The following is a 16,666-nucleotide window of genomic DNA, read 5'->3' as shown; positions in this document are numbered from 1 at the left end:
AAGCGAACGGACAAACGATTCCATACCGTACGAAACATAAAAACGGGGCCCGTGCGTCACGAAGGACGCCCGGGCCCCTCGGATCTCACGCTAACGTGCAGGCCACGTGGCCGCACGACTCATGCGAAGGAGCAGATTAGGCGCTGACAGTGCAGGCGTCGATGAACGACATGCCCGTGGTGCCAATGCCCTGGAAGTCCTTGATGCCGACGCCGTTGGGGGCCTTGGAGGTGTCCTGCCAAGAGGCGGTCACGGTCTGGACCTGGAGCACCGGGTAAAGGACGCAGTTCTCGGCGATGATGTCGAAGCACTCGTTCCAGGTGCTCTGCTGCTCGTCGCCGGTCTGCTCGAGGGCCTGGGCCATGAGCTCGGAGAGCTGCTTGTACTCGTCGGAGCTGCTCCAGGGGCAACGGGTGTTCATCCACACGTTGTCGCCATACCACCAGTTCATGAGCAGGTCGGGGTCGGCGCCGAAGCAGGACGGGTCGCCAGGGGCCAGCAGCAGGTCGTAGGAGTTGTCGCCGGAGTCGATGGCGGAGTAGGTCGCAGAGGAGGTGTCGGTCTGGATGGTGGTGTTGAAGCCGAGGGCGTCGAGGTCCTCCTTCACCTGGACGGCCATGTTCTCTACCTGCTCGTTGTCGGTGGTGCGCAGGGTGATGTCGCCCGGGGTGATGCCGGCCTCTTCGATCAGGGACTTTGCCTTGTCGGGGTCGTGGGTGTAGACCGTGGAGGCCTTGTGATAGTTGGTGAAGGTCTCAGGCAGGTAGCAGGTAGGAGCGGTGGCAAGGCCGGCGAAGGCGTTCTCGATCATCTTGTCGTAGTCGAGCGCGTACATGACGGCCTGGCGGACCCTGACGTCGTCCCAAGGAGCCTTGGCAACGTCGAACATCATGAAGCGGGTGCCGAAGCCCTGAACGTTGTCGATGGTGCAGCCAACATTCTCGAGCGTGGTGACGGCGTCGGCGGTAGCCATCTCCATGACGAGCGTGGAGCCCTCCTGCTGGGCGGTCAGACGAGCGGTGGCGTCCTTGAGGATGTCGTAGTGAATCTTCTCGTCCTTGGCGGGGTGGTCGCCGTTGTAGTTGGGGTTCGGGACGAGCTCGAGGGACTCGTCGCTGATCGTGTCGTACATCCAAGGACCAGAGCCGACGGGCTTGGCGGTCATGTCGTCATCGGTGGAGGAAGCGGGCACGACGCGGACGATGGCGAGGCGCTCCTTCAGCAGCGAGAAGTTGGGGACGGTAGTCGTGATCGTGAGGGTGGTGTCGTCCTTCTTCTCGATGGAGGCAATCGGAGCGAGCATGGAGACGTAGATGTTGCCCTCGGCCGTGGCGCGAGCGAAGGACTCGATGACGTCCTCGGGGGTGACGTCGGTGCCGTCGGAGAACTTTGCGCCATCGCGGAGCGTGACCTCAAAGGTGGTGTCGTCGACCTGCGTGGGGTCGCCAGATGCCAGCTCGTTGAAGGTGCTGTAGTCGTGGTAGTCGATGCCGTAGAGGCCCTCGACGACGTGCCAGTTGGTGCCAAGAGCAAGTGCCGAAGAGGTGCTGGACGGGTTGTAGTTCTGCGTAGAGTAGGCAGAGCCAGCCGTGATGGTGCCGCCGCCCTCGGTGCCCGTGGAAGAGCTGTCGGAGCTGGAGCTGCTGGAGCTAGAGTCCGAGGAGCCGCCGCAAGCAGCCAGTCCCAATGCCGCGACGCCAGCCGCGCCACCAAGGAACGTACGACGAGAAACGGGGCGGTTCATGTTGTACTTCATGTCAACCTCTTTCTTCACGCCTAAGAATCCTCCCTTACGAACACCTCTTAGGGTGCTCGCCCTGTATTTCGAGCATATTTACTGCGGGCTAATAAAAGTTTGGGATTCTTTACGACTACGCGCCAAATGCCGCAGACGGTAGCTTCTGTGGCCGTGAAATGCGTTGTTGACTTTTTTGATGGTTTCTGCTATGGACAAAAACCATCACCATGTTTTCTAACTATGGGAGCACATTCTTAGACGAGGCGCCTGCCGCGGGAGCCGCTGCGTACAAGGGGGGCGACCGCCGGGCTAGCCTGCGGCGCCGTCTTTTTTGCCACCATCGCGGGCATCCTGCGCGCCCGGCTGGGCATGCTGGTCATCAAGCTCCTCTGTCATGCGCTCCCTTGCCGCCGCGGCCTCGCTTTCCCAGTCGCGGAGCGCCTGCCAGACCTCGTGCGCAACGTCGTCGGGGACGCCGGGGACCGCAGCGATGTCCTGCTCGCTTGCCGCACGGAGGCGCTTCATCGAGCCAAACCTCTTCATGATGGCGCGCTTGCGCTTGGGCCCGACCCCAGGCACGTCATCCAGCACCGACACCGTCATGGCCTTGTCGCGCAGCTCGCGATGGAAGGTGATCGCAAAGCGGTGGCTCTCGTCTCGCACCTGCTTGATGAGGTAGAGCGACGCCGAGCCGCTCGGCAGCACCACGGGCGTGTCGTCCCAGGGGACGAAGACCTCCTCGTCGGACTTGGCAAGGCCGCACACCGGGATGTCGAGCCCGAGCGAGTCAAGCTGCTCGATTGCTGCCGTGAGCTGTGGCTTTCCGCCATCCACCACGAGAAGGTCCGGGCGGCTCCCAAAGCGCTCGTCGGCCATGCGCTCGGGAGCGTAGCGTCGACCGAGGACCTCGGACATGCTGGCGAAGTCGTTCGCCTCGTCGAGGTCCGCGCGGATCTTGAAGCGGCGATACTGCGACTTGTCGGGTCGGCCGTTGGTGAAGACCACCATCGACGCCACCGTGAAGTTGCCATGCAAGGTCGAGATGTCGAAGCACTCGATGCGCATGGGCGGCGCGTCCAGCGCAAGCGCGCTCTCCAGCTGGAGCAGCGCCTCGTTGGTGCGCTTGTCCGCATAGCCGGTGCGCACCATGTAGCGCGCGAGGGCATGGTGAGCGTTCTCCTCGGCCATCTGCAGCAGGTGGCGCTTCTCGCCGCGCTGGGGGCGGTGAAGATGGCAGTTGTGGCCGCGCTTCTCGGTGAGCCACTCGGAGAGCAGCTCGGCGTCGGGAAGGTCCACCGAGAGGTCGACCTCCGCTGGGATGTCGGCCGTCTCGTCGTAGTAGCGCTTGAGAAAGCCCGCTTGCAGCTCGAGCTCGTCGACGTCGGCCCCCTTGTCGAGAATGAACTCGACAGAGCGCACCGTGCGGCCCTCGCGCACCACGAAGACGCAGGCGGCGGAGATGGTCTCCTCTCGGTAGAAGCCGATCAGGTCGGCGCTCACCGACGACGCGAACATGACCTGCTGCTTGACGTCGAGCGCGGAGAGGTTCTGCAGGCGCTGCTTGATGCGGGCGGCGCGCTCGAACTCGAGGCTCTCGGCGGCGTCGCGCATCTCGTCGTTGAGCTCGCCCACGATCTGCGAGCGCTGGCCGCGCAGGAACTTCTCGACCTGCGCCACGTGGACGGCGTAGTCGTCGGGGCTGATGGCGCCCACGCACACGCCGGGGCCGCGCCCCACGTGGTAGTCAAAGCAGGGGCGGTTCTTGCGGGCTGCCAGCGCGATGTTTGCGACCTCGGCCTCGTCGGGATGGCTTTCGAGCTCGCGGCGGCAGCGCTTCCACTCCGCGCAGGTAGCGATGCAGATGGGCACGACCTTGCGCAGCGTGTCGATAGTGTCGCGCGCGGCATGGGCGTCGGTGTAGGGGCCGAAGTAGCGCGTGCCCTTCTTGTGTCGCTCGCGCGTGTACTTGATGGCCGGGAAGACGTCAGACTCGGTGATCGCGATGTAGGGGTAGCTCTTGTCGTCCTTGAAGTCCACGTTGAAGTAGGGGTGGTACTGGGCGATGAGGTTTCTCTCCAGCACCAGGGCCTCGTGCTCCGAGCCCACCACGATGTAGTCGAAGCCGTGCGCCACCTGCATCATCAGAGGGATCTTGTCGCGGTCGTCCTGCAGCGTCACGTACTGGCGCAGCCGCGCGCGGAGGTTCTTGGCCTTGCCCACGTAGATGACCTCGCCCTTGGCGTCCTTCCAGAGGTAGCAGCCAGGGTCGGTGGGCACCTGGTCCACCTGGCGGCGAAGCTCTGGTAGGTTTTCGTCAAGCGGGCGCGCATCGCCGAAGTCGGGATGCGCGCCGGGGTCTCGGATGGTCATGACTTTGCTGGTTCGGACGCGCCGCTAGAACGAGCTGTCCGTGGGCTTGGGGTAGTTGGCACGGAACTTGCGCACCTGGTTTTCCTCCGTCAGCGTCACGTCGAGGTTGCGGCGCGTGGAGGAGTCAGCCTGGTAGCGCTGCGGGTCGACGACGCGACCGGATGCCACGAGCTCGCGGACCTCCTGGTAAAGCTGGGGGTCGCGCAGGTAGCGGTACAGAAGCGAGTTAGGGACCAGCGTGTAGAGCGCCTTGCCGTCCGCCACCACAAGGTCTGCGTCGCGACCGTCCACGAGGTCCTCTACCATTATCTGCATGGGGTTGGCGCCCGCCGCCACCACGTAGTAGGAGTTCCTTCCCACGCGCGGGTTGAGCTCGAAGAAGACCCACTCCCCCGTCTTTGCGTCGCGCTTGATGTCAATCTCGGCAAAGCCGGCATATCCGAGGTCCTTGAGCAGGGCCTCGACGTTGGAGACCAGGTCGGGCATGGGGCGGGGCAGCATGGCCACCGAGTTTCCGCGCATGGTGGGAGCGTGGTCCTCGAGGAGCGTCTGGGCAGCCGAGAAGAGCCTGAGCTTTCCCGAAGCGTCCACGTAGAGCGTGATGGCGCCCATGTGCGTGTCGTCGCCCTCGATGAGCTCCTGGAGAAGCAGGTCTCCCGTGAAGCTGGCGTCTGCGAGCGCGTCCAGGAGGGCGTCGAGCTCCGCCTGATCGCGCAGGCAATAGACCTTCTTGAAGCCCTGCGCGTAGAGGCGCGCGAAGTCTGCCGAGCGGGCCGCCTTCGCAACCAGCGGAAAGTCGGCCGCCTCAAGCTGCGGGCGCTCCCCTGCTGCAAGGTGCGCGACGCGCGTCTTGGGCGTGCGAAGGCCGTGCGCGGCGCACAGGCGGGCAAACTCCTGCTTGTCGCTGGAGCGGCGGAAGGCCTCGCGAGACGGGATCGGCAGGATGACGTTTTCGGGAAGGTCGTCGCGAATCTCCTCGAGCGTCTGCACGAGGGCGTCGGTAGAGGCAACCACGGGCAGGCGCTTTGCGGGGCTCTGGGACGCAAGGCGGCAGATCTCGGCCTTGAGCGAGGGACCGTCCAGAGACGGCACGCTCACGCAGTCCAGGATCTGGGAGTGCTGGAGCGCGGCAATGAAGCCGGTGCAGACAACTGCCGAGCGCACGCCGAAGGCCTCGTGGAACTCGCGCGCATAGGCGTAGCACGAGACGTCGCCGCCCAAGATGACAGGGAGCAGGTCGCTTCGAGCGGCCGCGACCCCTGCCTGCGCCGCGCCACCCTTCGGGTTAGGGCGCGCGTCGCCCTTCTCGCCCTTGTCGCCCTTCTCGCCTTTCTCGCCGCCAGCGGACTTGTCGGACGAGCGGCGCTCGCCTGAGTCGTCACCAGGCGCGGTGCGCGCTGAGTCGCGGACGGTGCGAGCGAGCTGGAGCGCCTTGTACGCAACCGAGCGAACGGGCAGGTCGCGGTCTGGCGCGACCTCGGCGATCTGCTTGCAGAACTTGGTCTTGAACTCGTTCAGGCCCTTCAGCGAGGGCGAGAAGTCGGAGCCGATCGCCATGAGGTCGTAGTCCTCGCAGCCGCGGCGACCCAGCTCGCAGCACTCGAAGTAGACGAGCTTGTCGGCAGCGTGGTTGCGGCCGGCGCCAGGGGCGGTGGCCGCGTAGTAGCGAACGCCGCGCTTGGCCACGATGGAGAGCATCGACCAGGCGGCCACGTTGCCGTCTTGGTCGCGACCGACGGCGAGCATGCTGTGCTCGGGTCCGAGGATGCGAAGGAAGTCCTGGTAGTCGCTCATGGGCGCGGGCGTGAACCCGTCTCGCTCGCCGGTTTGGCACATGATCTTGTAGTAGGGCGAGAAGTCGGCGGCACCCTGCTCGGTCTCGACGGAGCAGGTGATGGGAGCCTCGCGCAGGGCCTTGCGCACGTCGCGGCGGCCGCGCGGCTTCATGCGAGCGAGAATCTGGTCGTCGCCGCCCGTGACGTCCACCACGACGGTGCGGTCATAGGGAACGCCGGAGAGGACCGGCTGGCACTCGGGAAGGTCGGCCTTCACGCCAAGGCGCACAAAGAGAATGCGGTGGTCATGCGCGTGGACATAGGAGGATATGGCCGCCAGGGCCTCAGACTCTTCTTCCGGAGTAGGCTCGCAAACCCAGACGGGGCCATGGAACGAGCGCAGGAAGTGATAGCCGTGCGTCTCGTGGTCCATGAACGAGACGAATGCCGCGGGGGTTCCATCCTCGCGGTCGATGCGGAAGCAGCCCCACGGCGTGCGGCCTTCGATTGTGCCCTGGTAGGTTGCCCATGTGTGAGTCTGCTCGATGGGGAGCAGCACGCCGGCGGCGCTGGCCTCGTCCTCAAAGCGGTCAAAGTCGAGCTTTGTCAGCTGCATCGTGCGATGGTCCTTTCTTGGCAGAGTTGTCTCTGTTGGTTTTTCTGGTTGCGGGGCACGCCGCGAGTGTGACAGCGCTGCGACGCGCTACTTGCGGCGGGCGTTCAGCTCGCCGGCGAGCTCGTCGAGCGTGATGCCGTACTTCTCGGCGACAACGAGCAGGTGGTAGAGAAGGTCGCCCATTTCGTAGCGAATGTGGTCGTGGTCATTGTCCTTGCAGGCCATGATGATTTCCGAAGACTCCTCCGCGAGCTTGGAGAGCAGCTTGTCGCCCATCTCAGGCTGAAGGAGATGAGCGGTATAGCTCGTATCCGGCGACGCGTCACGGCGACCATGGATTACGTCGGCGAGCCCGTAGAGCGTATCCCCGATGTTGCCATCCTGCACGTTAGCGGTCCTGACGCCCATGTGTTTACTCCCTTGTCCCGTTGATTCAGCCTGTTTAGTGTACGGCAAGAGAGAGTTTCGATTGTGCAGGGGCGGTGTTCGCTGCCAAGTTCCAGGACTCCTAATGGCACTCGATGTGGGCTTGATCCCCTCGCCGCCAGGTTGCGATGGCAAAACCTAGCCCAGAGGAACCTCGCGGAAGAAGCAGCTGCGGTGACCGGTATGGCAGGCCGGTCCAGGAGAGTCGACCACGTAGATGAGCGTGTCGGCGTCACAATCAACCAAGACGCGCTTCACCTGCTGCATGTTTCCGCTGGTAGCTCCCTTGTTCCAGAGCTCTTTCCGCGAACGGGACCAAAACCAGCTGGTCCGGGTATCGAGCGTCCTCCTCAGCGCCTCGGCGTTTGCCCACGCAACCATCAGGACCTCGCCGGCCCCCTCCTGCTGCACCACAACCGGCACGAGCCCTCGGTCATCGAAGCGCACGCAGTCGGGAAAGCCGTTGCAAGGCAGGGTGGGCTCGCCGGCATAGGAAGCTATTTCGTCAGTCATGGGACCTCCTCGAAAAAGTTGCCGTAACCTTACCACGAGACGCAAGGACGCCGACGGGAGGTAGCATGCGCGTAACGTGGGAGACGGCTTGCGACGTGCTCGTCGTTGGGGCGGGCATCGCGGGGACAACTGCCGCGCTCGCGGCGGCCGAGCGAGGCGTGCGCGTAACGCTTGCTAGCGCAGGCGCGACGTTCTCTGGCGCAAGCTTCTATGGCGGTACCTGGGGCCTTGGCGTTGTAGGACCGGACGGAGCGGCAGACGAGCCGGACATGGAAAAGACCATCCTTCAAGTGGGCGGCGGAGTTGCCAATCCCACGCTCGTCCACGCGCTCGTGACGGGGATTGCCCCGGCAATCGAGCGGCTGGAGCGAAGGGGCGTGAGCCTTCGCAAGCCGAGCAATCCCGGCGAGCGCGAGTACATCCCCTGCTTCGACCACAAGACGCGCAGCTGGCATGGTCTCGAACGCCAGCCATACCGCCTCGCCATCGCCCAAGGGCTGGAGCGCGCTGGAGTGCATCGTCTTGAGCGGTGCTTGCTCCTCGACGTCGTTGTAGCTGGGCAAGGGACTTGCGGCGAGAGAACGTCGGGAGGACAGCTGGCGGGCGCCGTGCTCTACAGCATGGGCGCGCGGCGCGCATTTGGAATACGCTGCCGCTCGATAGTGCTGGCGACAGGGGGCCTAGGTGGCCTTTTTGGTCGCAGGCTCACGGCACCGGACGTTCTTGGAAGCGCGCACGCGGTTGCAACGACACATGGCGCAAGCCTTGTGAACGTCGAGTTTGTGCAGCTCATGCCTACGATTTTCTCTCCTGTATCAGGCATAGTGTTCAATGAAAAGACTTTCCGCTACCTAGAGGGAACCGGCTGCGCGCAAGATTTGCTCGAGATGCGATCGGGATACGGGCCCTTCACGGCGTCTCGACCATCTTGTGCCGTCGACCTCGCGATTGACGGGGCTGGGAGCACGGGGCTTCGTGTGCGATACCGGACGCTCCCCGACCCGCTTCCCGAGTTTGTGAGGACGTACTTCGACTGGCTTTCGAGGCGTGGAATCTCCCCAACGGACGAGCTGCGCATCGCGCATAGTGCGCACGCGTCAAACGGCGGCATTAGGATTGACGCGGCGGCAAGGTGTGCGGGCGGCCCAAGCGGCCTTTTTGCTTGCGGAGAGTGCACCGGCGGGATGCATGGGGCGAATCGCCTGGGAGGTCTTTCAAGCGCAAACTGCCTCGTGTTTGGGGAGATTGCAGGCAGAGGCGCAGCCGAGTGGGCGCTTGGCCGCGAGCGCAGCGAAAAGGCAGACGGCGTCGAGCTGGCAGAAGAGGCGAATGCAAGCGCAAGCGATGCCATCACTGCCATGCGCTCCATCTTGGACGAACGCTGCATGGTCGTGCGTACCGAAATGGGGCTGAAAGCAGCGGTCGCAGAGCTCGACGAACTTTGCCAGCAAGCCGCTGGTGACCTGATGCCAACAAGCGATATGCGAGCAATCGCCTGCACGCTGCTCGCGCGCCAGCAGCTTGCCTCGGCGCGCGCCATGACAGCCGCCATGCTCGCGCGCCCCGACAGCCTCGGGTCGCACTATCGCGCCTCGTGAGCTTTTGCGGTGAGACGACCAGCCGGATTTTGCGCCACGATGGCGAAAAGGGGGTGCGAAGCGGCCTCCGACAAGGGGGTTCTGGAAGACTGGCTGCAGAAAATCTTCGGTTGTAGGTCTTTTATCACGGGATAGCCGAGTACGAAGAGGCTAACAATACGCTGCGCCGCAGGTAGATAAATGGCACCACTGAGGTGATACTTAGGGGTATCGGCAAAAAAGACCTACAACCGAAGATTTTCTGCAGAGACCTGTCTCGAGGGACTGCAGAAGAAACGTGCGACGGAAATTGTTGGCACTGGCCTGCAGAGCAACGACCCCGTGAAATGCGAACGCATTTCACGGGGTCGTGTTTGTGCGCGAAGCGGCAGCGGTGCTAGAAGTCGAGCCTCACGGGAATGCCCTGGCTTGCCATGTACTCCTTGACCTGGCGAATCGTATAGGTGCCGAAATGGAAGACGCTCGCAGCGAGAACCGCGTCGGCCTCGCCGTCGATAATCCCCTCGGCAAAGTGCTCAAGCGTGCCGACGCCACCGGAAGCGATCACGGGGATTGGCACCGCGCGGGCAACGGCGCGGGTCAGCGGGATGTCGAAGCCCTCCTTAGTGCCGTCGCGGTCCATGCTGGTAAGCAGTATCTCGCCGGCGCCGCGCCGGGCTGCCTCCTCCGCCCACTCGACGGCATCGATGCCCGTCGGAACACGACCGCCTGCAAGATAAACCTCCCATTTGTCGCCCGGTCCGACATGCTTGGCATCGATAGCGCACACAACGGCCTGGCTCCCAAACGCGGCAGCAGCTCGCGTGATCAGCGAGGGGTCCTTCACAGCCGCAGAGTTGATAGAAATCTTGTCGGCTCCGGCAGAGATCATCGTGCGGCAGCCATCGATGTCGCGAAACCCGCCGCCTACCGTATATGGGATGTGCAGCTGCGACGCGGCTCTCGAGGCCAAGTCGATCGTGGTCTTGCGGTCGTCAGAAGTCGCCGTGATATCAAGGAAAACAATCTCGTCGGCGCCTTCGCGGTCATACTTGCTCGCGAGCTCGACGGGGTCGCCAGCATCGCGCAGGTCAACAAAATTGACGCCCTTCACGACTCGACCGTCGCGAACGTCCAGGCAGGGAATGACGCGTTTGGTAAGCATGGTAGATCCTCCTTCTTTCAAGCGACCTGGGATAACTGGAGCCTAACCAGCCTGTCCGGCTTATAAGGTCTTTGCTGCCGCGAGTGCATCTTCCAGCGTGAAGCTTCCCTCGTAGATGGCTCGACCCGTAATGGCACCCTCGATCACCTGGGGACCAAGCGCCGCCAGCGCGCGGATGTCTTCCAAGCTGGCAATGCCGCCTGACGCCACGACCGGAAAGCCCGCAACGGCAGCGATGTGCTGATAGGCCTTGGCGTCGATGCCCGTTTGGGTGCCATCGCGGCCGATGTCGGTGAACACCAGGTGGCGAAAGCCCATGCCTGCAAGGCGTCCGACCAGCTCGTCGGCGCTTAAGCCAGCGCCCTCGGTCCAGCCCGAGACGCGCACCACGCCATCGCGCGCGGCAACGTCAGCCACGATCGCAGAGCCAAACTCGGAAACCGCTGCCTCGGCAAGCGCGGGGTCCTTCACCAGTGCCGTCCCCATGGCCACGCGGGAAACGCCAAGGTCAAGCAGCCGCTGCGCCGCATCGAGCGAGCGGACGCCTCCCCCAGCGTCAACGTTTATGCCCTCAACTCCGCAAATCCCGCGAATCGCCCGAGCGTTCGCCGAGCGCGCGGCGTCGTCCTCGCCAAGCGCGCTCGAGAGGTCGACCACGTGAATCCACTTTGCCCCTCGCGTCGCAAAGTCGCGAGCGACGGCAACGGGGTCGTCGGAATAGACGTCCATCTGGGAGCGGTCCCCGTTTCTCAAGCGAACGACGCGACCCCCTATCAGGTCGATCGCGGGAAAGAGAATCATTTGATCCCTCCGGAGCGCACGACGTCCACAAAGTTGCCCATCACGATCTGCCCCGTCGAGGACGACTTCTCGGGATGGAACTGAACGCCAAAGACGTTGCCCTTCTCAACAGCCGAGGGGAAGCTGCGCGCATAGTGCGTCAGCCCGGTGACGATGCTCGAATCGATGTCGTCACCGACGGCGTAGGAGTGCGTGAAGTAGAAGTTGGAGCCCACGGGAACCCCCCGCAGGATGCGGCTCTTGTGACCCGTCTTGGTGGCAAAGACCTGGTCCCAGCCCACATGAGGCACCTTCAGGCGCCCCGAGCGAAGCCGCGAGCACGAACCCTCAAGAATGCCGAGGCCGGCAACCCAACGGTCGTTGCCCGGCGTTCCGGCGGCAACGGGCGTCTCGTTCTGAACGGGCGCGCCATGCTCGCCCGAGCGCTCGTCTCCACGGGTGTACAGCAGCTGAAGCCCCAGGCAGATGCCCAAAAACGGCACGCCGCGCGCAATTGAGTCGCGAATGGCGTCGGACTGGCCCGACTCGTCCATGTAGGCCATGGCGTCCTCAAAGCTGCCGACGCCGGGAAGCACGAGGCCATCGGCAGAGGCAATCTCTGCCGGGTCGTCCGAGATCGTTGCGGACGCACCTGCAGCCGAAAGCCCATGCACCACCGACAAAAGGTTTCCGCGGTGGTAGTCGATAACGACGATCTTTCCAGCCATCACAACGCCCCCTTCGTAGACGGAATGCCATCGACGCGCGGGTCGCTCTCGACGGCCGTGCGCAGCGCCCGCGCGAACGACTTGAACGTGGCCTCAAGGATGTGGTGCGCGTTCTCGCCGGAGACCTCGCGCAAATGAAGCGTGATGCCCGCCTCGCGCGCAAGCCCTCCGAAGAACTCGCGACCAAGCTCGGTGTCAAAGCTGCCTACCTTCTGGGCGGCTATGGGCACGTCCCAATAGAGCTCGCCGCGACCAGAGATGTCGACTGCGGCCATGATCAGCGCCTCGTCGAGCGGCACGAGCGCGTCGCCAAAGCGACGGATGCCGCGCTTGTCGCCCAAGGCCTTCCTCAGCGCCTGCCCGAGCGCGATGCCCGCGTCCTCGACGCTGTGGTGGTCGTCCACCCAGGTGTCGCCCTTCACGCTGATCGTGAGGTCGATGAGCGAGTGTCGCGAGAGCGCCGTGAGCATGTGGTCGAAAAAGCCGATGCCCGTCGACACGTCTGCGACGCCGGTCCCGTCGAGGTTGACCGTCACCTCGATGGCGGTCTCGGACGTCTTCCTCGAAACGCTGGCGATGCGTGCCATGTCACTCCTTTCCCAGAAGCTCCTGAAGCGCCTTGACGACGCGCTCGTTTTCCTCGGGCGTGCCCACCGTGATGCGCAGGCAGTCGGAAAGGCCCGGAGCCGACGAGAAGTCGCGCACGAGAATCGAGTGCTCGTCGCGCAGCCTCTCCCATACATGATGAGCGTTCGGCACGCGAACGAGAAGGAAGTTCGACTGACTTGGCCAGACGGTAACACCAAGCGGCGCCAGCGTCTTGAGCTGCGAGAAGAGCTCCTCGCGCCCACGGCGGATCTGCTGCACGATAGGCGCCATCTTGTCGCGCCGGCGCAGCACCGCAAGCGCTGCCGCCTGCGAGAGCGAGTTGACCGAATAGGGCTGGCGCACGGCGGAGAGCGCGCCGATCACCGACGGGTCAGCAAGGACGTAGCCCACGCGCGCGGAAGCGAGCGCGAACGCCTTCGAGAACGTATGGAGAATCGCCAGGTTCTTGTAGGAGCCGAGCAGGTCCTCGACCGTCGAGCCGGGGTCGGCAAACTCGATGTAGGCCTCGTCCACCAAGACGACGCCCGGGCAGGCCTCGCAGAGCCTGGGCACCGCGTCACGCGGGAAGAGGTCGCCGGTGGGGTTGTTCGGAGAGGTCACCACGACAAGGCTCGCGCGCGATGCGTCCTGCACCATCGCGTCGACGTCGGGCACAAAGCTCACCGGGTCGCGAGACACGTTGGCGACGCCCGTCTCGACCAGGCTCGCGTAGAGCTCGTAGACCGAGAAGGCGGGCGGGCAGTTCACCAGCACGTGGCCGCGGCCGCCAAAGGCGAGAAACAGGTTGAAGAGGAGCTCGTCTCCGCCGTTGCCCACGATCACGTGGTCGGCATCGACGCCATGCCAGGAGGCAAGCTCGGCGCGAAGCTCGGGCGCAAGCGCCTGGGGGTAGCGGTTGAATGCCACCTCTGAGACCGCCTGGGTCACTGCTTGGCGCAGCTCGTCGGGCATGCCGAAGCTGTTCTCGTTGGCCGACAGGTTCACCTCGACGGGAGAGAACTTTGGGTCGTAGGGCTCAAGCGCCGCGGCCGACGGGCGCATCTGGGCGCGAATGTCATCGTCAATCTGGATAGCCACGCGATCACCCTAGCCTCTCGGAGCCGCCCAGCATTGCCTTGCCAGGCTCGCTGAGGTCGCGCGGCCACGCGGTCTTGCCAGCATTCTCGCAGGCAGCCGACGGGTCGGCAAAGCTCGAGGCGCCTTCGTCGGTCAGCTTCACGCGAACGCCCACGGAAAGCGCGTGGGCCCAAAGGCCCTCGGCCTGCGCCATCGCCTGGACGGACGGGGCGTCGGCGAGGAATCCCTCCTGCGAGTAGGAGATCACGCTCGAGTGCTTCTGGAAGTCGTAGACGCCCAAGGGGTTTGAGAAGCGCGCGGTGCCGCCGGTTGGAAGCGTGTGGTCGGGTCCGGCTACGTAGTCTCCGAGCGGCTCGGAGCTCCACTCCCCCACAAAGATGGCGCCTGCGTTCTTGACCTTGCCGAGAAGGGCCATGGCGTCGGCGCAGTGCAGCTCCAGGTGCTCGGGGGCAACCACGTTCACAGCGTCAACGGCGGAGTCGAGGTCGTCAGTCACCACGATGACGCCGCGGTTGTCGAGGGAATCGCGCGTGATCTTCTCGCGTGGGCTCTGCGAGACGAGGCGCTCGACGGCGTCGAGCACGCGGGCGGGAAGGGTGTCGTCGGGCGTCACGAGGTAGCACGAGGCCATGGGGTCGTGCTCGGCCTGGGCCATGAGGTCGGCAGCGACCACCACGGGGTCGGCCGTGGCGTCGGCAAGCACGCAGACCTCGGAGGGGCCGGCGATCATGTCGATGCCCACGTCCCCGGACACGTGGCGCTTGGCGGCAGCCACGTAGGCGTTGCCAGGTCCCACGATCTTGTCGACGGCAGGGATGGTCTCGGTGCCGTAGGCTACGGCGCCGATTGCCTGAGCGCCGCCCACGGCATAGACCTCGTCCACGCCGGCGACGGCAGCGGCGGCCAGCGTGTAGGCCGATAGCGACCCGTCACGCTGGGGCGGCGTCACCATGATCACGCGCGGGACGCCGGCCACCTTGGCCGGGATGGTGTCCATGAGGACTGTCGAGGGGTACTGGGCGCGTCCTCCGGGAACGTAGACGGCGGCGGAGGCGACAGGCGTCACCTTCACGCCCAGGATCGTGCCGTCGGGGCGGGCCTCGAACCAGGAGTTCTCGCGCTGGCGCATGTGGAACTCGAGGATCTGCTCGTGCGCACGGCGCAGCGCGGCGAGAAACTCGGGGTCAACCATCTGAAGCGCGCCCTGCACGAGCTCGTCGGGGACGCGGAAGCTATCAGGGCAGAAGCCGTCGAACTTCTCGCAGTACTCGCGCACGGCCACGTCGCCACGGGCCCGAACGTCGTCCACGATGGCGGCGGCTGAGTCGAGAACCTCCTTGGGCAAAGATCCCGAACGGTTGATATCGGCAGTCGTCAGCTTGCGGCCGCCCCTAATGTCACAGGTTCTCACTGGTCCTCCCTCCCCACGACCTCGGCAAGGCGCGCCGCAAGGTCGCGGATTCTCTTGTCGCAACGATAGGCCGCCGGGCCCGCAAAGAAGCGAGCGGTGCAGCTCATGACCTCGTCCACAACAACGAGGTCGTTCTCGCGAAGGGTCGTGCCCGTCGCGGTGATGTCCACAATGCGGTCGGTCATGCCGACAATCGGGCCAAGCTCGATGTTGCCGTGCAGGGTCACGATGTCTACCTGCTGGCCGATGGAGTCGTAGTAGGCCTGGGTGATGCGCGGGTACTTGGTGGCCACGCGAACCGTGCCGCGCCATGCGTAGTTGCGCTCGGCAACGCCAGCCTTCGATCGGGGCTCGGCCACCACGAAGCGGCAGCCGCCATAGCCAAGGTCAACAAGCTGGAGCACGTCCATGTCGGCCTCGACGAGCGAGTCGCGACCGCAGATGCCGCAGTCGCAGCCGCCGTGGCCGACGAAGGCCGGCGCGTCCTGCGCGCGCACGATCACGTACTCGTAGTCGCCTTCGCGCACCGTCAGCTGGCGGCCCGGGTCGCGCAGCCCCTCTACGGGAAGGCCGGCCGCCTCGAGCACGCGGATGCTGTCCTTCAGAAGCGAACCCTTGGGCACGGCGATGCGCAGCGGCCGCTCGGCCAGGCGCACCCCCGGCGTGACGACGCCGGACTCGCCGGGCTCGCCCAAGATCTCTTGCAGGCGCTCGAGCGAGAGGGCAAATCCGCAGGCGGCGGTGTTGGCGCACCCGAGGTTGTCCAGCACTGCGTCGTAGCGGCCTCCCGACGCGAGCGATGCCGCGATGCCCTCGGCGTAGGCCTTGAAGATGATGCCCGTGTAGTAGTCAAAGGAATTGATGATCGAGAAGTCAAAGGACGCGCGACCTTGCGAGAAGAGCTCCGAGAGCGAGTCCACCAGGCGCGCAAGCTCGGACGTCCCGCGGCGCTCGGGCGCGACGCCAGCCCTGTCGAGCAGGTCGTCTAGCGTGTCCACAACCTCGGCGCCACCGGACAGACGGGGAATGCGGCGCAGCGCCTCGGCCGGCGACTTCCCAAGGTGGCCCTGCTCGACGGCCTCGTTTACGAGCTCGTCAAAGGAAACGAGATCAGAGTCGTGCACGAGCGACAGGGCCTTCTCGCGGAACTCCGGGGTGGGCGCGCAGACGTCGAGAAGCGCCTTGATGGGCGTGACAGAGCCAAGCACGATGCGCCAGTCGGGGACGTTGAGCTCGGAGAGGGCCTCGGCCAGAAGCTGGACGACCTCGCGCTCCGCAGCGGCGCCCTCCTCGCCCACGAGCTCGACGCCCAGCTGCGTGAACTGGCGCGGCTGGCCCTTGAGCGATGACTCTTCTCGCACGACGGGGGCCTCGTAGCGCAGGCGGACGGGCAGCTCGCCCTTGTCGACGCGCGTCGCCACCAGCCTTGCGATTGGCAGGGTGAGGTCGGGGCGCAGCATCAGCAGGCTGCCGTCGACATCAAAGAGCTGAAACGGCGCGCCCTTGACGCGCCCCGCGCGCTCTATCGCGTCTTTCGACTCCAGAAGCGGGGTCTCGACCGGCAGGTACCCGTGCGACGAGAAGACCTTGCGCACGGTGCCGGTGATGCGCTCGCGAGCAAGCGCCTCTTGAGGAAGGATGTCACGAAACCCGCTTGGCGTTCCTACAACCACATGTGCTCCCGTCTCGAAAAGGCAGGCGATGCCTGCTGAAAGGTCGGTTGGCAAGAAGGGCGCGAGCCTTTTGCTGCAGGAAATTGCAGTCGCTGCGCTCGGGCGCAAGGTCCTTATCGCGCTCTTCTCGCGTCATGTCACTTTAGCACACTAAAGCGCAGGCGCTTTCCCGCAGGCTCGCATAGGTCATGATTTACCGTCCCTTAAT

The 16,666-nt window shown here is 64.8% G+C and carries 13 protein-coding genes; 1 reads left to right on the top strand and 12 read right to left on the bottom strand.

All coding sequences use genetic code 11. The annotated features are described in order from the left end of the window. Positions 1-136: 136 nt before the first annotated feature. The 5 genes from ACOYJL_RS05290 to hisI all read right to left on the bottom strand — a co-directional run bounded on the left by ACOYJL_RS05290 (position 137) and on the right by hisI (position 7,438). Entirely contained in the window at positions 137-1,756 is a 1,620-nt protein-coding gene (locus ACOYJL_RS05290) for an ABC transporter substrate-binding protein (protein WP_433569223.1), read from the bottom strand. A 291-nt stretch (positions 1,757-2,047) separates the two neighbouring features. Further along, positions 2,048-4,108 (bottom strand): excinuclease ABC subunit UvrC, encoded by a 2,061-nt coding sequence (gene uvrC / locus ACOYJL_RS05285; protein ID WP_433569180.1) that lies wholly within the window; start codon positions 4,106-4,108, stop codon positions 2,048-2,050. A 24-nt stretch (positions 4,109-4,132) separates the two neighbouring features. After that, positions 4,133-6,499 carry a hypothetical protein gene (locus ACOYJL_RS05280; protein WP_433569179.1) on the bottom strand — a complete coding sequence of 789 codons (2,367 nt, stop codon included), beginning with the start codon at positions 6,497-6,499 and terminating at the stop codon, positions 4,133-4,135. Positions 6,500-6,586: 87 nt separating this feature from the next. Next, positions 6,587-6,907, bottom strand: coding sequence for a phosphoribosyl-ATP diphosphatase (gene hisE / locus ACOYJL_RS05275; protein WP_433569178.1), 321 nt, complete (start codon positions 6,905-6,907; stop codon positions 6,587-6,589). A 156-nt stretch (positions 6,908-7,063) separates the two neighbouring features. Continuing rightward, positions 7,064-7,438 carry a phosphoribosyl-AMP cyclohydrolase gene (hisI, locus tag ACOYJL_RS05270; protein WP_433569177.1) on the bottom strand — a complete coding sequence of 125 codons (375 nt, stop codon included), beginning with the start codon at positions 7,436-7,438 and terminating at the stop codon, positions 7,064-7,066. A 65-nt stretch (positions 7,439-7,503) separates the two neighbouring features. Here hisI and ACOYJL_RS05265 point away from each other — a divergent pair, with 65 nt between their 5' ends. After that, positions 7,504-9,036: an FAD-binding protein gene (locus ACOYJL_RS05265; RefSeq protein WP_433569176.1), complete on the top strand. Its 1,533-nt coding sequence runs from the start codon at positions 7,504-7,506 to the stop codon at positions 9,034-9,036. A 376-nt stretch (positions 9,037-9,412) separates the two neighbouring features. Here ACOYJL_RS05265 and hisF read toward each other — a convergent pair whose 3' ends face one another. The 7 genes from hisF to hisG are packed head-to-tail and all read right to left on the bottom strand — an operon-like array spanning position 9,413 to position 16,458. Next, the gene (hisF, locus tag ACOYJL_RS05260) at positions 9,413-10,180 is read right to left on the bottom strand and encodes an imidazole glycerol phosphate synthase subunit HisF (RefSeq protein WP_433569175.1); all 768 of its coding nucleotides are present in this window, start codon (positions 10,178-10,180) and stop codon (positions 9,413-9,415) included. 60 nt (positions 10,181-10,240) lie between these two features. After that, the gene (locus ACOYJL_RS05255) at positions 10,241-10,981 is read right to left on the bottom strand and encodes a HisA/HisF-related TIM barrel protein (RefSeq protein WP_433569174.1); all 741 of its coding nucleotides are present in this window, start codon (positions 10,979-10,981) and stop codon (positions 10,241-10,243) included. Then, positions 10,978-11,688: an imidazole glycerol phosphate synthase subunit HisH gene (locus ACOYJL_RS05250; RefSeq protein ID WP_433569173.1), complete on the bottom strand. Its 711-nt coding sequence runs from the start codon at positions 11,686-11,688 to the stop codon at positions 10,978-10,980. The genes ACOYJL_RS05255 and ACOYJL_RS05250 overlap by 4 nt, the downstream gene beginning before the upstream one ends. Continuing rightward, a complete protein-coding gene (hisB, locus tag ACOYJL_RS05245) occupies positions 11,688-12,275 on the bottom strand; it encodes an imidazoleglycerol-phosphate dehydratase HisB (RefSeq protein ID WP_433569172.1) in 588 nt (195 codons plus the stop codon). Before hisB ends, ACOYJL_RS05250 begins: the two co-directional genes overlap by 1 nt. A gap of 1 nt (position 12,276) precedes the next feature. Then, a complete protein-coding gene (gene hisC / locus ACOYJL_RS05240) occupies positions 12,277-13,374 on the bottom strand; it encodes a histidinol-phosphate transaminase (RefSeq protein WP_433569171.1) in 1,098 nt (365 codons plus the stop codon). A 4-nt stretch (positions 13,375-13,378) separates the two neighbouring features. Further along, positions 13,379-14,785: a histidinol dehydrogenase gene (gene hisD / locus ACOYJL_RS05235; RefSeq protein ID WP_433569170.1), complete on the bottom strand. Its 1,407-nt coding sequence runs from the start codon at positions 14,783-14,785 to the stop codon at positions 13,379-13,381. Next, entirely contained in the window at positions 14,782-16,458 is a 1,677-nt protein-coding gene (hisG, locus tag ACOYJL_RS05230; protein WP_433569169.1) for an ATP phosphoribosyltransferase, read from the bottom strand. Before hisG ends, hisD begins: the two co-directional genes overlap by 4 nt. Positions 16,459-16,666: the final 208 nt, after the last annotated feature.

Source organism: Tractidigestivibacter sp. (assembly GCF_050946515.1).
Lineage (GTDB): Bacteria > Actinomycetota > Coriobacteriia > Coriobacteriales > Atopobiaceae > Tractidigestivibacter.
The sequence above is the reverse complement of the archived record's forward strand: the minus strand, read 5'-3'. Positions and strand labels throughout refer to the sequence as shown.

Excerpts from the sequence above, each read along its gene's own strand:
- hisF (WP_433569175.1), bottom strand. The coding sequence starts at position 10,180 with ATGCTTACCAAACGCGTCATTCCCTGCCTGGACGTTCGCGACGGTCGA.
- ACOYJL_RS05250 (WP_433569173.1), bottom strand. The coding sequence starts at position 11,688 with ATGGCTGGAAAGATCGTCGTTATCGACTACCACCGCGGAAACCTTTTG.
- ACOYJL_RS05265 (WP_433569176.1), top strand. The coding sequence starts at position 7,504 with ATGCGCGTAACGTGGGAGACGGCTTGCGACGTGCTCGTCGTTGGGGCG.
- hisI (WP_433569177.1), bottom strand. The coding sequence starts at position 7,438 with ATGACTGACGAAATAGCTTCCTATGCCGGCGAGCCCACCCTGCCTTGC.
- hisE (WP_433569178.1), bottom strand. The coding sequence starts at position 6,907 with ATGGGCGTCAGGACCGCTAACGTGCAGGATGGCAACATCGGGGATACG.
- ACOYJL_RS05280 (WP_433569179.1), bottom strand. The coding sequence starts at position 6,499 with ATGCAGCTGACAAAGCTCGACTTTGACCGCTTTGAGGACGAGGCCAGC.
- hisB (WP_433569172.1), bottom strand. The coding sequence starts at position 12,275 with ATGGCACGCATCGCCAGCGTTTCGAGGAAGACGTCCGAGACCGCCATC.
- ACOYJL_RS05290 (WP_433569223.1), bottom strand. The coding sequence starts at position 1,756 with ATGAAGTACAACATGAACCGCCCCGTTTCTCGTCGTACGTTCCTTGGT.
- uvrC (WP_433569180.1), bottom strand. The coding sequence starts at position 4,108 with ATGACCATCCGAGACCCCGGCGCGCATCCCGACTTCGGCGATGCGCGC.
- ACOYJL_RS05255 (WP_433569174.1), bottom strand. The coding sequence starts at position 10,981 with ATGATTCTCTTTCCCGCGATCGACCTGATAGGGGGTCGCGTCGTTCGC.